Origin of the sequence: Bosea sp. 685 (genome assembly GCF_031884435.1) — a bacterium.
In the GTDB taxonomy this organism is placed as follows: domain Bacteria; phylum Pseudomonadota; class Alphaproteobacteria; order Rhizobiales; family Beijerinckiaceae; genus Allobosea.
Genome location: NZ_CP134779.1, coordinates 2,295,529 through 2,308,068, shown reverse-complemented (window position 1 = coordinate 2,308,068; position 12,540 = coordinate 2,295,529). Strand labels below are relative to the sequence as shown.

At 65.1% G+C, this 12,540-nt stretch carries 14 protein-coding genes; 7 read left to right on the top strand and 7 right to left on the bottom strand.

Annotation, left to right across the window (positions count from 1 at the left end; genetic code table 11):
• Window positions 1–16: 16 nt before the first annotated feature.
• From RMR04_RS12290 to RMR04_RS12280, 3 genes are all read right to left on the bottom strand, one after another.
• The gene (locus tag RMR04_RS12290; protein ID WP_311914900.1) at window positions 17–1,171 is read right to left on the bottom strand and encodes an ABC transporter substrate-binding protein; all 1,155 of its coding nucleotides are present in this window, start codon (window positions 1,169–1,171) and stop codon (window positions 17–19) included.
• Between the two features lie 406 nt (window positions 1,172–1,577).
• A complete protein-coding gene (locus RMR04_RS12285) occupies window positions 1,578–2,597 on the bottom strand; it encodes an aldo/keto reductase (RefSeq protein WP_311914899.1) in 1,020 nt (339 codons plus the stop codon).
• Window positions 2,594–3,040, bottom strand: a complete 447-nt coding sequence (locus RMR04_RS12280; RefSeq protein ID WP_311914898.1) for a hypothetical protein — start codon at window positions 3,038–3,040, stop codon at window positions 2,594–2,596. The genes RMR04_RS12285 and RMR04_RS12280 overlap by 4 nt, the downstream gene beginning before the upstream one ends.
• Before the next feature lie 211 nt (window positions 3,041–3,251).
• Between RMR04_RS12280 and RMR04_RS12275 the strand changes: the two genes are divergently transcribed.
• Together RMR04_RS12275 and RMR04_RS12270 are read left to right on the top strand one after the other, a co-directional pair.
• Window positions 3,252–3,596 (top strand): hypothetical protein, encoded by a 345-nt coding sequence (locus RMR04_RS12275; protein WP_311914897.1) that lies wholly within the window; start codon window positions 3,252–3,254, stop codon window positions 3,594–3,596.
• A gap of 346 nt (window positions 3,597–3,942) precedes the next feature.
• Window positions 3,943–4,236 carry a hypothetical protein gene (locus tag RMR04_RS12270; RefSeq protein WP_311914896.1) on the top strand — a complete coding sequence of 98 codons (294 nt, stop codon included), beginning with the start codon at window positions 3,943–3,945 and terminating at the stop codon, window positions 4,234–4,236.
• Between the two features lie 91 nt (window positions 4,237–4,327).
• On the opposite strand, the gene RMR04_RS12265 is transcribed toward RMR04_RS12270, so the two are convergent.
• Both RMR04_RS12265 and RMR04_RS12260 read right to left on the bottom strand, forming a co-directional pair.
• Window positions 4,328–5,701, bottom strand: a complete 1,374-nt coding sequence (locus tag RMR04_RS12265; protein WP_311914895.1) for a methyl-accepting chemotaxis protein — start codon at window positions 5,699–5,701, stop codon at window positions 4,328–4,330.
• Between the two features lie 181 nt (window positions 5,702–5,882).
• Window positions 5,883–6,689 (bottom strand): SDR family NAD(P)-dependent oxidoreductase, encoded by an 807-nt coding sequence (locus tag RMR04_RS12260; protein ID WP_311914894.1) that lies wholly within the window; start codon window positions 6,687–6,689, stop codon window positions 5,883–5,885.
• A gap of 181 nt (window positions 6,690–6,870) precedes the next feature.
• Here RMR04_RS12260 and RMR04_RS12255 point away from each other — a divergent pair, with 181 nt between their 5' ends.
• The 4 genes from RMR04_RS12255 to RMR04_RS12240 all read left to right on the top strand — a co-directional run bounded on the left by RMR04_RS12255 (window position 6,871) and on the right by RMR04_RS12240 (window position 10,601).
• Window positions 6,871–7,599 (top strand): alanyl-tRNA editing protein, encoded by a 729-nt coding sequence (locus tag RMR04_RS12255; RefSeq protein ID WP_311914893.1) that lies wholly within the window; start codon window positions 6,871–6,873, stop codon window positions 7,597–7,599.
• 60 nt (window positions 7,600–7,659) lie between these two features.
• The gene (sseA, locus tag RMR04_RS12250; protein WP_311914892.1) at window positions 7,660–8,517 is read left to right on the top strand and encodes a 3-mercaptopyruvate sulfurtransferase; all 858 of its coding nucleotides are present in this window, start codon (window positions 7,660–7,662) and stop codon (window positions 8,515–8,517) included.
• Window positions 8,518–8,521: 4 nt separating this feature from the next.
• Window positions 8,522–9,043, top strand: coding sequence for a cupin domain-containing protein (locus tag RMR04_RS12245; protein WP_311914891.1), 522 nt, complete (start codon window positions 8,522–8,524; stop codon window positions 9,041–9,043).
• Window positions 9,044–9,179: 136 nt separating this feature from the next.
• Window positions 9,180–10,601 (top strand): M20 family metallopeptidase, encoded by a 1,422-nt coding sequence (locus tag RMR04_RS12240; RefSeq protein WP_311914890.1) that lies wholly within the window; start codon window positions 9,180–9,182, stop codon window positions 10,599–10,601.
• A gap of 135 nt (window positions 10,602–10,736) precedes the next feature.
• Here the strand turns inward: RMR04_RS12240 and RMR04_RS12235 are convergent, their stop codons facing one another.
• A complete protein-coding gene (locus tag RMR04_RS12235) occupies window positions 10,737–10,937 on the bottom strand; it encodes a hypothetical protein (RefSeq protein WP_311914888.1) in 201 nt (66 codons plus the stop codon).
• A gap of 67 nt (window positions 10,938–11,004) precedes the next feature.
• On the bottom strand, window positions 11,005–11,592 hold the full coding sequence (locus tag RMR04_RS12230) for a helix-turn-helix domain-containing protein (RefSeq protein WP_311914887.1): 588 nt from the start codon (window positions 11,590–11,592) through the stop codon (window positions 11,005–11,007).
• Window positions 11,593–11,728: 136 nt separating this feature from the next.
• Between RMR04_RS12230 and RMR04_RS12225 the strand changes: the two genes are divergently transcribed.
• Window positions 11,729–12,484 (top strand): ABC transporter substrate-binding protein, encoded by a 756-nt coding sequence (locus tag RMR04_RS12225; protein WP_311914884.1) that lies wholly within the window; start codon window positions 11,729–11,731, stop codon window positions 12,482–12,484.
• Window positions 12,485–12,540: the final 56 nt, after the last annotated feature.

The window sequence follows — 12,540 nt, the reverse complement described above, 5'->3', positions numbered from 1 at the left end:
CGCCGCGCCGAAGCGATCAGCCGAGGTTCGGCGTGAAATCGAGCCGCTTGTCGAACTTGATCTCGCCCTTGTCGTTCTTGACGATGTTGTAGCCATGCAGGCCGTCACCGTTCTTGTCGAAGTTGTATTCGCCCTCGGCGCCCTTGTGGCCGCGAATGGCAAGCATCGCCTCGCGAACCTTGGCCGGTTCGGTCGAACCCGCCTTGTTCATCGCCAGCGCGAGGCAGGTCACGGCGTCGAAGGTCCAGGAAGACTGGTTGTCGGGCGCGACTTTGCGAACGTCGCGATAGGCCTTACCGAAGGCTTTCGAGGCATCGCTGGAATCCTCGGCATAATCAGCCACGCCATAGGTGTTGTAGAGCGCCGGGCCGGCGAGCTTCAGCGCCGAGATGTTGACGATCGACGGCGAGCCGACCCACGGAATGGTGACGCCGAGCTGACGCAACTGGCGGGCGAAGATGCCCAGATCCGTCTCGAAGGTAAAATAGGTGCCGAGGATGTCGGCGCCCGACTGGCGAACCGCCAGCACGACCGGCGTAAAATCCTGGCTCTGGTTGGCATAGCCCTGGTCAAGCGCGAGCGTCGCGCCATTGTCGGACAGGGAATCGGCGAGCGCCTTTCCGCCGGCCGTGCCGAACGCGTCTGTCGAGTGGACGATCGCCCACTTCTTCTTGCCGAGCTCCTTGGTGCCGAACTGGGCGATGACCTTGCCCGAATAGGAATCATTTGGACGAAAGCGGAAGAGCCAGGGGTTGTTGAGCTTGGTCAGGTTCGGGTCTGTGCCGCCGAAGCCGACCGGCTTGCCCGCCTTCAGCATGTCGGGGGCCATGGCGTGCATCTGCGTCGAGCGGATCGAGCCGAGGAAGGCGACGATGTCGGGCTGGCTCGCCAGCTTGGAGAAGGCCAGCACCGCGCCGGGGTTGGTGGTCTGGTCATCCTCGAAGATGAGCTCGACCGGCTTGCCGAGCACGCCGCCGGCCTTGTTGACCTGTTCGAGGGCGAGCTTGGCCCCCGTCTGGGCGAAGGAGCCGGATTCGGCGGCCGCGCCGGTCATCGGCATGACCATGCCGAACTTCACCGTAGCGCTTTGCGCGAAAGCGCTGCGAATGAGCGTCGGAGCGGCGATGGTTCCAGCAATAGCGGTCGTGAACCCGCGACGGGTTAACAGCATGGCAATCCTCCCTATTGGGCCGGATCTTGGCGCCCGGCCTCGCGTTCCGTTGCGCGAATCATACATTCGTCTAGCGCGGATAACGCCTCATCCTTTAGTCCACTGCTGCGAGCCAGTGGCTGCCGACAGCGCCACACAGCTCGACTAGCGCCAGCTTTGGGCATTCGCCCCGTATCGCTTGGAGCCTGCCAAAATGCGGTCATCCGCTCGGTCGGCTTTGGGCCAGCTTCAAGCCGCTCTATCAACAAGCCCTCGCCTCTCTGGGTCCGCTCGAGGATGGCGTAGGAGTCCTTCCGCTCCAGGCGGATCTGGGTATTTCCGCATATGCAGGATTGTTCACCGCACATTGAGCGGCGAATGGCCCCCTCAAACTCCGCAAGACGCTCCGACCCAGGACCATGGTGGATCAAGCCGCTTCGGGAAGCGCTTTTTGATCGGGGCCAGGAGCTTCCTGATAGAAGCTGGCGGCGTGCGGAACATAGGGCGCTTCAAGCACCGCTATCTCCGCATCGTCGAGCGCGAGGTCCAGCGCGCCCAGCCCGTCATCGAGATGGGCAAGCTTGCCTGCACCGATAATCGGCGCGACCACGCCCTGCCGCGACAGCAGCCATGCGAGCGACACCTGCGCTCGCGAAACGCCGCGCTTGCGGGCGATCTCGCCCACCGCTTCGACAACGCGCCGGTCGGCGGCTTCGGTCTGGGCATAGAGCAGGTCCGCAGTGCGATCATGGCGCACACGGTCCGAGGTCGATTCCGCGGCCCAAGGCCGGGCGAGCCGCCCTCGCGCCAATGGGCTCCACGGGATGACGCCGATGCCTTCGGATCGGCACATCGGCAGCATCTCACGCTCTTCCTCGCGGTTGAGAAGATTGTAATGCGGTTGCACGGAGACAAAACGGCTGAAGCCGTTGGCCGCCGCGACGCTCTGGGCCTTGAGCAACTGCCAGGCAAACATCGAGGAGGCGCCGAGATAGCGCACCTTTCCGGCGCGCACGACATCGTTCAACGCTTCCATCGTCTCTTCGATCGGCGTCTCCTCGTCCCAGCGATGGATCTGGTAGAGGTCGATGTGATCGGTTCCAAGTCGTTTCAGACTGGCGTCGATCGCAGCGAACAGGGCCTTGCGCGACAGGCCGCGCCCGTTCGGGTCCGGGCGCACCGGGTAGAAGAGCTTGGTCGCGATCACGACCTCGTCACGCCGGGCAAAATCGGCAAGCGCGCGACCGAGCGCGGTTTCGCTTTCCCCTGCGCCGTACATGTCGGCGGTATCGAAGAAGGTGATGCCCTGCTCGAGGGCGTGCCGGATAACGAGGCGACTCGCCGCTTCATCGAGCCGCCACGCCCTCGATTCGACACCGAAGCTCATGCAGCCAAGGCCGATTCTGGATATCTTGAGGCCCGAACGGCCCAGATTAGCGTATTTCATGGTGCTGGCCTTTTCGGTCGATGAATCGCGATGACGGCGATAGCGAATGTGATCCCGAGCAGTTCGGCCGCGGCAGGCGTCCAGCGCAGCGCAACGCAGCACAACGAAACCGATCGCCGCGACCGGAACAGCGACGGCATCAGCCGATGCGTCCCGCACGAAAGCCGCGCCACTGCGAGGTCCCTGACGCATGGGATGGCCGAGGACGATAGGCCCACGCCCATCACGAGCGGGAGGGCGGCGACGTTGCGCGGGCCGCGCAGCGACATCGGCATGGTCGTTCGGTTTGCCAGGCTGAGGCGGATCGACAGCATCGCAACCTTAGCGGGATCGCGGCAATACCGTAAATATCGAAGCGAAGGAGCTGTGCCGAAAACGCCTTCGAAACGAAGGATATTGGCGAATATTGCCACCAGGTCGTCGATATTTCTGCGCATTCCCATGAATTTGGAGATTCGTCTGACGGTCGTCGGACAGCCGCGACTATCCAGCCCAGCTTCGGTCCACAGTTCCAGGCGCCATCAATGTGATGCCTTCGCCACGACATCGTCACGAGATGGTCAGATGCGGTTCAGCATCCGACCGCATTTGCGGTGTGGGTTAGGCCGTTCATCCGCAACTGATGGAGGAACGTCCATGCGCATGATCACAACCTTGGCCACCGGAGCCGCGCTCGCATTGTCCATGGCCGCCAACGCCCAGACCCCCTCGCCCACCCGCCCACCGACATCTGCGCCGCAAGCCCCATCGGCCCCGCCGACGATTCAATCGGTCAACGTCGTCGACATCAGTGAATTGCCGGCGGCGACTCAATCGCAGGTCACCGAGATCGTCTCCCAACGCGGGGATGGTGAGCTGCAAAAGCTCAGGAGTTCAGTCGATTCCACGCCAACCATCAAATCTGCCCTGGAAGCCAAGGGACTATCGTCGACCCATGTCCTTTTCGCGCAGATGAGCGAGAACGGGCTGCTCACGATCGTCACCAAGAAGGCAGGCTGAGCCTGTCGACAGCCTGGCGCTCACTTGCGCCGGGCTTGAGATTCCCGGCTCTGCCCGCGAGCCAGCATCCGGGGGCATCGTCCGATCGTCCTGAGAATCCTCGTTTGGAAAACCTAGCCCTCATCCTGAGGAGCCGCGTAGCGGCGTCTCGAAGGGTGCTCCAGATGGTTCCGGAGTTACCTGCAGCATCCTTCGAGACGCGGGCTACGCCCGCTCCTCAGGATGAGGGCTCGGGAGGTCCGCATCCTCTCCCCTCCCTGAACGCAGCTGAACTTTTCCGTTCATCGGCAGTTCCGTGGCGCCGGGGTAGATCGGAGCCATGCCGATCCATCGGAAGGAGACTTCAATGCGTAAACTGATCCTCGCCGCGAGCCTGGCGCTTGGTGCAGCGGCGTTCCTGCCCGCGATCGCCGAGGCCGCGCCCGCATTCGCCTCGGGCCGGGAGGTCCAGGCTCCAGCAGGCGAAGCTCCGGCCGGCGACATCCAGCAGGTCCAGTATCGCGACTGGCGCGATGATGGCCGCCGCTTCGACGGGCACCGGGAGTTCCGCCACGGCCCGCGCCGCTACGGCCCGCCGCCCTATTATGGTCGTCACCACCGCCACCACCGCCGTTATTACGACCGGCCCTATTACCGCTGATCGTCCAAATCAGCGATCGTCCAAGCCACGCCGCGTCACAGCACCACGCTGCGGCGCGGTTTTTACATGCAAGAGCAGGATGGGAGACGGATCAGGCGGCGGCGACTGTCGCGCCGAGCTCGCCGACCAGGGCGCGCAACGTCTCCGCGCTTCTGGCGAGGCCGAGAGCCGTCGTCTCCACCCGGTCGATCGCCGCGATGGTTTCCGTCATGGCCTGGCTCGAGCGTCGCGCGCCGCTGACCACATCGGAAGACTGCGCCGAGATCAGGCGCGCGGCCTCCGAAATCCGGCCGGCCAGGCCGAATTGCGAGGCGAAGGTCACGACCGCCTCGTTGCTGAGACGTGAAATCGTCTCGACACTGTCGGTAATGGCGTCGACACTGCCGACGCAGCGCCGCGTCGCGGTCTCGATCTTCTCGATTTGCCCGGCGACGGCCTGGGTCGCGGTCCCGGTCTGCGCGGCCAGGTTCTTGACCTCATGTGCGACGACCGCAAAGCCCCTGCCGGCATCCCCGGCGCGCGCGGCCTCGATCGTGGCGTTCAGTGCCAGCAGATTGGTCTGGTCCGAGATCTGCTTGATGACGGCCACGATCGAGCCGACCTGTTCGATGACCCCGGCCAGATCGGCCATCGAATCCTTGATGTCGGAGGCATGCGCCACGCTGGTTGCCGTCGCCTCGGCGGCACCGGACAGGCGCGCGCCCATATCGCTGGTGAGCTGGTGCAATTGGCTGGTCGTATCGGCGCTTTCGGCTGCCAGGCGATAGGCTTTGGTCGAAGCGACCTCGGCCTCGGCCGACTGCTCCAGCGTCGCTTGCGCCTTCTCCAGCATCTGCCGCGCCGCCGCGGTCAATTCGCGGGCGCTGCTTTCGAATGTCGTGCCGAGCGCTTCCGTCCGCTGGCTGAAGACCTTGAGCGCCCCATCGAGAGAGACATGCCGCTCGACGACGGCGCGGCGCGTCTCATGCTGCTCGACGGCGATGGCGCAGACCAAGTCGAAATAGAGAAGCCGCATCAGCAGGTCGACATCGCGCGGCGACACGACCTGTCCGAGCAGGCGCCGCATGCCGCGCCCGGCACGCGCCTGCAGCAGCGGAAGCACCAGTTTCTGGCCGACCTGCAGCCGCGCCCTGGCGCCGATCATCGAATCGAACTCGACCTTCAGCATCTGCTCGAGGGAGACCAGATAGCTCTCGTCGAAACGCGCCTGGAACAGCACGTTGAAATGCGACACGACCGCGCGCGTCAGTGCCTCCCCATGGATATCGAGCGAAGCCCGGCTCGATTTCAGATGGTCCTTGGTGATGCTGATATTGTGCCGGATCACACGCTCGATGATGCGGCCGACTTCAGGCGCGAGCTGCCGCGCCAGTTCACGACACTCATCGTCGATTCCGTAGAGTCGCAGGCGCGGCTCGATTTCATCGACAGTCGGAATCTGGATGTTACGCGAATCGAGGCGCATTCAGGGCAGATCTCTCCGGAGCGCAGGAGAAAAAACGAACGTTCAAAGCGCGCCATATCAGCGTCACACTGGTTAAAATGCGATGAAATCGCCAGCCGACGCACGGCGTTCCGTAGCCATGGCCGGCAGCGGATTCAAAGCCGATCCCGCACGGGGGCAGGCCCAGAATCAGGCCAAAGGCTCAGGCCCTGTCGCGCCTCATTGACTTGCCCCGGGGCATCAATCGCGCCACGAGCCAGAAATAGGCGGGATAGGGCAGACAATTCACCGCCTTGGCGAACCAGGCCAGGCGCCACGGGAAGGCGATCTCGAAACCGCCGCGCGCGAAACCGTCGACGATGCGCCGGGCCGCTTCCTCGAGCGGCATCAGGAAGGGCATCGGGTAGCCGTTTCCACGGGTCAGCGGCGTGTCGACAAAGCCCGGATTGACCAGTTGCAGCCGGATGCCGAGCCTGTCGCAGTCGAATTTAAGCGCCTCGCAGAGATGGATCACTGCTGCCTTGGAGGCGCCATAGGCTGCTCCGCGCGGCATGCCGCCATAGCCCGCGATCGAGGCGTTGACGGCGATCTGCCCCCGGCCGCGCCGCGTCATGTTCTCCAGCACGGCCGCCAGCCCCTTGGCCACGCCGAACAGGTTGACGGCGAAAGCCTGCTCGAAGGCCGCCAGATCGAACGCGCCGGAATGGACATGAGGGGCGATGCCGGCATTGAGGAAGGCGAGCGCGATCGGGCCGTGCACGCTCTCGATTCCATCCACCACCGCCTGCATCGCGGCGGTGTCGGTCACATCGCCGGCATGGGCGACGATGCGGCCGGGCAACCCTTCCGCACGCCGGGCTATATCCTCGAGCTGATCGAGCCGGCGCGCCGTGATCGCGACAGTCCAGCCCCGTCGCGCCAGTTCGAGCGAAACCGCCTCGCCGATGCCCGAACTCGCACCCGTAATCCAGGCGACACCGTCTTTCGGCTGCATGCGCGGCAATGACATCGAGGCTCCCGGGCGCAACCGACGGATCATCGCGCTATCTAGTCCCTGCCGTCCTGCGACGGAAGGGCCAGCCGGAATGGCCGCACGCTACCCCCAGAGAAAGCATTCTGGCGCGGCCAGCCCAATCCGTGCAATCTCCGCAGCCCGCGCCGACGAGACGCGTCCCAGGGACGACCAGACCATGCCGACCGAATTGCTGTTTCGCCAGGACGCTTATCTGAAGGAGACGTCAGCACGCGTCGACGCCGTGAATGAGCGCGGCGGCGTCATCCTCGACAGGACGGTGTTCTACGCGACCGGCGGCGGACAGCCGGGCGACGCCGGCAAGCTCATTCGCGCAGACGGAAGCGAGATTACGATCGGCACGGCGATCTACGATCCCGAGAACAAGAGCCGCGTGATCCATGTTCCGCTTGCAGGACAACTTGAAGGACAGGCCGCCCCGCAGCCCGGCGAGACCGTAACAGTCGTGCTCGACTGGGAGCGCCGGCTGAAGCGCATGCGCATCCACACCGCGCTGCATCTGCTGAGCGTGGTCTTGTCCTATCCGGTGACGGGCGGGGCGATCGGCGAAGGCGACGGGCGGCTCGATTTCGACATTCCCGAAGGCGGCCTCGACAAGGCCGAGATCTCCGAAAAGCTCAACGCCCTGATCGCCCGCAACGCCGCCGTCACCGAGAGCTGGATCACCGATGAGGAGCTCGACGCCAATCCAGGCCTGGTCAAAACCATGTCGGTGAAGCCGCCGCGCGGCTCGGGCCGTGTCCGATTGGTGGCCATCGGCGACATCGACCTGCAGCCCTGTGGCGGCACCCATGTCCGCAACACCGCCGAGATCGGCCTTGTCGCGGTCACGGATATCGAGAAGAAGGGCAAGCAGAACCGGCGCGTCCGCATCGCGCTCGCCTGAAGCAGCCGCCCAGCTCAGGCCGTCATAACGAGCGGCCGCAACGTCAAGGAAATGCCGATCATGGCCAGCGACAACGTCTTCGTCTCCACGGAATGGCTCACTGAGCGCCTGAACGCGCCCGATGTCGTCGTGGTCGACGGCTCCTGGTACCTGCCCGTCCATGGCCGCGACCCGCATGCCGAATATGCGCAGCGCCGTATCCCCGGCGCGCTGCGCTTCGACATCGACACCGTCAAGGATACCAGCTCCGAGCTGCCCCATATGCTGCCGCGGCCCGAGGCCTTCGCAGCCGCCGTCGGCGCGATGGGCATCGGCGACGGCATGCGCATCGTCGTCTATGACGGGCTCGGCCTGTTCTCGGCACCGCGCGTGCGCTGGACCTTCAAGACCTTCGGCGCCAAGGACGTGGTCATCCTCGAAGGCGGCTTCCCGAAATGGCAGGCGGAAGGCCGCCCCGTCGAGGAAGGGCCACCCCGCTCCCGCTCGGCCCGGACCTTCACCGCACGCCTCGACCATTCCGCCATCGCCGACGCTGACGACGTCGAGCGCGCGCTCGGTAGCGGCGCCATCCAGGTCGTCGATGCCCGCCCCGCCGACCGCTTCCGCGGCGAGGCGCCCGAGCCGCGCGCCGGTGTGCGCTCGGGCCATATGCCGGGCGCGCTCAACCTGCCCTTCCCCGCCATCATGCAGGACGGCAGGCTGAAATCGCCCGACGCGATTGCGGCGGCCTTCACGGAAGCCGGCGTCGATCTCGACAAGCCCCTGATCACGAGTTGCGGCTCGGGCGTCTCGGCCGCGATCCTCTCGGCTGCGCTGGAGACGATCGGCAAGCCGGCGCGCGCCATCTATGACGGCTCCTGGGCGGAATGGGGCTCGAGCGAGCGCCCGATCGCGACCGGCCCGGCGAAGAAGGGCTGAGATCATGTCGGGACACGACCATTCCCACGATCACCCGCACGATCATTCCCATGACCATTCCCATGGCGAGCCGCGCTGGAAGCATGACGGCGTGCGCGTCGTCACCGGTGACAAGCTCGACCCGAACACGGCGCAGACGCCGGGCATGTTCCGGCAAGCGGCGATCAATCACGCCCGCGTCGGCGCCCAGAAGATCTGGGCCGGCACGGTCTCGATCCAGCCCAACGCCAAGACCGGCGTGCATCACCATGGCGAGCTGGAGAGCGTGATCTATGTCGTGCGCGGCAAGGCCCGCATGCGCTGGGGCGAACGGCTCGAATTCGTCGCCGAGGCCGGCCCGGGCGACTTCATCTACGTGCCGCCCTTCGTGCCGCATCAGGAGATCAACGCCAATCCCGACGAGCCGCTGGAATGCGTGCTGGTGCGCTCGGACAACGAAGCCGTGGTCGTCAACATCACCGATGTCGATCCGGTCGAGGCCCCGGAGGCGGTCTACTGGGTCGATCCGATCCACAAGCAACCCTGAGGACATCGGGCCGGCGCCAGCAACATCCGCCGACACGATGACGTTGCGTCGGCTGGCATCGGCCATGCTTTCAGCAACTGGACGGGCGGCGGCCGCCCGGCTCATATATCGCGACCCCATCAAGGCGAAAACGATCATGGACAACCGAAACGATCTCTGGCGGCACGTGGATGCGAGCAAGCAGCGCTTCATCGAACTCAGTGACCGCGTCTGGGGCATGCCCGAGGTCTGCTACACCGAGCAGCGCTCGGTCGCCGAGCATCTCGCCGAGCTGAAGCATCAGGGCTTCAAGATCACCGAAAACGTCGCCGAAATCCCGACCGCGGTGATGGGCGAGGCCGGTGAAGGCGGTCCCGTCATTGCATTCCTCGGCGAATATGACGCCCTACCCGGCCTCAGCCAGGAGGCCGGCCTCGCCGAGCATCAAGAGGTCGAAGCCGCCGGCCATGGCCATGGCTGCGGCCACAACCTGCTCGGCTCGGCCGCGCTGCTCGCCGCGACCGCGATGAAGAACTGGCTCGCCGAGAACAAGATTCCGGGCCGCGTGCGCTATTATGGCTGCCCGGCCGAGGAAGGCGGCGCTGCGAAGGCCTTCATGGTCCGCGCCGGCGCCTTTGATGACGCCGATGTCGCGATCACCTGGCATCCGTCGAGCTGGTGGGAGGTCGCCCCGCCGCTGGCACTCGCCAACACCCGCGCCGATTTCATCTTCACCGGCCGCGCGGCGCATGCCGCCGCCAGCCCGCATCTCGGCCGCAGCGCGCTCGACGCCGTCGAACTGATGAATGTCGGCGTCAACTACATGCGCGAGCACATGCCCAGCGATGCGCGCGTGCATTACGCCCTGCTCGACACCGGCGGCATCGCGCCAAACGTCGTCCAGGCCCATGCCCGCGTGCGCTATTCGATCCGCGCGCGCGATCTGCGTGGCATGCTCGAACTCGTCCAACGCGTGAAGAAAATCGCCGAAGGCGCGGCGCTGATGACGGAAACCAAGATGGAGATGCGCATCATCAGCGCCGTCTCCGACCTGCTCGCCAACCCGCCGCTCGAACAGGCGCTGCACGGGATCATGGAAGAGCTCGGCCCGCCGCATTTCGACGACGCCGACAAAGCCTTCGCCGAGGAGATCCGCAAGACGCTGTCGCCGCAGGAGATCGCCTCGATCTGGCGCACCATCGGCATGGAGGATTCGGGCGTGCCGCTGGCCGATTTCCTGGTTCCAATGGACGCCAAGCGCAACCCTGCCATCGGCTCGACCGATGTCGGCGATGTCAGCTGGGCCGTGCCGACCGTGCAGGCGCATGCGCCCACCGTCGCTGTCGGCACGCCGTTCCACACCTGGCAGGTGGTCTCGCAGGGCAAGCAGCCGGCTGCTCACAAGGCGATGATCCATGTCGCCAAGGCGATGGCAGCAACCGGCGCCGCCGTGCTCTCCGACCCCGCCCTGATGGCGGCCGCCAAGGCGGACCACAAGAAGCGCCTGGGCAAGGAAGGCTACACCTCGCCGCTGCCGGCCGAGGTCAAGCCGCCGCTGAAGATGTCGCTTGGCGGCTGAACGCCGCCCTCTCCAACTATAGGGTCATTCCGGATCTGCGCCTCGCAGCATCCGGGATGACCTGCGAAACATAGTGTTGGGCTGATTGGATCTGTTCGGGCTCGGACTTTCCCCGGACTCAGCCTTTCTTCGGGTTCAGCCCCGGGGCCGCGCCTTCGAGCGCCCAGCGATGGCCGCGATCGCCGCCGCGATGATGAACACGAAACCCAGCCCGCCATTGAGCAGGTCGGCCCAGCCGGGGCCGTAGGAATCGCCGAGCGCCGTCAATGGCTTGGCCAGCCCCGTGAAGACGCCGAGCAGGATCAAGATCAGCGGTAGGATCGCTCTTTTCGGCATGGATTTCAGCTCCGATCATTGCCCGCTGCTCCGGGACCAGCGTGTCACCAGTTGAGCGCAGTCGCTTTTACAGGATCGTGACCCAGAGCACCCGGGTCTCGCCCTCTGCCGCATTGGCGAAGCAATGCGGGCGCGAGGACAGGAAGCGGAAGCTGTCGCCCTCCTGCAAGGTCCAGCTCTCGCTTTCGACCTTGAGCAGCATGGCGCCTTGCATGACGAGCCCGGCCTCCTCGCCCTGATGCGTATAGAGCTCGTCACCGGTGCTTGCGCCCGGCTCCAGCTCGACCATGTAGAGGTTGAGCTTCGAGCTCTCCGAAAGCGGGGTCAGCAAATGCTTGCGGATACCCGAGCGCCAGAGCTGCAATTCGCTCCGGTCAGAGCCGCGGACGATGGTTGCGGGCTGGTCTTGCGGCGGCGCGCCATTGGGAAAGAGATCGGCAAGCCCGACGCCGAACGCATCCGCCATGCCGACGAGTACGCGCAGGGTCGGCGAGGACAGGCCGCGCTCGATCTGGCTGAGGAAGCCGATCGACAGATTGGTGCGGGCTGCGAGATCGACCAGCGAAAGCCCGCGCGCACGCCGCAATCTGCGCAAGCCCGCGCCGATCTCCTGGTCGACCGGCTGGCCGGGTCCGCTGGCGGCAGGGGCGCTCATGAACTCTCCATCTCCGCCTCTATTTCATGCACATGAAATTGCTTGCAGGCAAGTTTGTCCTATGCTCGTATCTTCATGCACATGAAAATCATGGCCGGACGCGCAACAAGCGCGCCGTAAGCGAGGGGATATCGCGATGGAACGTCGGACCTTCCTGTCCATGCTGGCCGGCAGCGCCATGGCTGCGGGCATTCTGCCCGCCCGGGCGCAATCCGTGCTCAAAGTCGGCTCCACCCCGACAGGCAGCCCCTTCACCTTCCTCGACACCAAGACCAACACCATCGAGGGCGTGATGGTTGACCTGGTCAAGGCGATCGCCGCGGTCTCCGATTTCAAGGTCGAGGTCGAGGGCATGCAGTTCTCGACGCTGATCGCCTCGCTGACCAGCAACAAGGTCGATATCGTCGCGGCCGCGATGTACATCACCCCGGTGCGCAAGGAAGTCATCGACTTCTCCGACCCGATCTACACCTATGGCGAAGGCCTGATCGTACCGGCCACCGACACCAAGGACTACGTCACCCTCGAGGATTTGAAGGGCGTCACGATCGGCGTGCAGATCGGCACGGCTTATGTCGATGTGCTGCAGAAATCCGGCCTGTTCTCCGAGGTCAAGCTCTACAAGACCCTGCCCGACATCCTCGCCGACGTGAACGCGGCGCGCGTCCAGGCCGCCGTCTTCGACCTGCCAATCATCGCCTACAACCTGTCGCAGGGGCAGTTCCCGAAAGTCCGCATCGTCAAATCCTACAAGCCGGTGATCTCCGGCTCGGTTGGCATCGGCGTGCGCAAAAGCGACGGCGAACTGCTCAAGAAGATCAATACCGGCCTCGCCAAGCTCAAGGCCGACGGCACCGTCGACAAGATTTTGGCGAAATGGGGCCTGGCCTGAACGAGCATCGACGATAGCCTCCACGCGCCGTCATCCCGGACGCAGCCCTCGGGTCC

Bases quoted from the DNA above. Each gene is read 5' to 3' on its own strand.
- RMR04_RS12290 (WP_311914900.1), bottom strand. From the start codon at position 1,171: ATGCTGTTAACCCGTCGCGGGTTCACGACCGCTATTGCTGGAACCATC.
- RMR04_RS12270 (WP_311914896.1), top strand. From the start codon at position 3,943: ATGCGTAAACTGATCCTCGCCGCGAGCCTGGCGCTTGGTGCAGCGGCG.
- RMR04_RS12245 (WP_311914891.1), top strand. From the start codon at position 8,522: ATGTCGGGACACGACCATTCCCACGATCACCCGCACGATCATTCCCAT.
- RMR04_RS12285 (WP_311914899.1), bottom strand. From the start codon at position 2,597: ATGAAATACGCTAATCTGGGCCGTTCGGGCCTCAAGATATCCAGAATC.
- RMR04_RS12235 (WP_311914888.1), bottom strand. From the start codon at position 10,937: ATGCCGAAAAGAGCGATCCTACCGCTGATCTTGATCCTGCTCGGCGTC.
- RMR04_RS12265 (WP_311914895.1), bottom strand. From the start codon at position 5,701: ATGCGCCTCGATTCGCGTAACATCCAGATTCCGACTGTCGATGAAATC.
- RMR04_RS12230 (WP_311914887.1), bottom strand. From the start codon at position 11,592: ATGAGCGCCCCTGCCGCCAGCGGACCCGGCCAGCCGGTCGACCAGGAG.
- RMR04_RS12280 (WP_311914898.1), bottom strand. From the start codon at position 3,040: ATGGGAATGCGCAGAAATATCGACGACCTGGTGGCAATATTCGCCAAT.
- RMR04_RS12255 (WP_311914893.1), top strand. From the start codon at position 6,871: ATGCCGACCGAATTGCTGTTTCGCCAGGACGCTTATCTGAAGGAGACG.
- sseA (WP_311914892.1), top strand. From the start codon at position 7,660: ATGGCCAGCGACAACGTCTTCGTCTCCACGGAATGGCTCACTGAGCGC.
- RMR04_RS12225 (WP_311914884.1), top strand. From the start codon at position 11,729: ATGGAACGTCGGACCTTCCTGTCCATGCTGGCCGGCAGCGCCATGGCT.
- RMR04_RS12260 (WP_311914894.1), bottom strand. From the start codon at position 6,689: ATGTCATTGCCGCGCATGCAGCCGAAAGACGGTGTCGCCTGGATTACG.
- RMR04_RS12240 (WP_311914890.1), top strand. From the start codon at position 9,180: ATGGACAACCGAAACGATCTCTGGCGGCACGTGGATGCGAGCAAGCAG.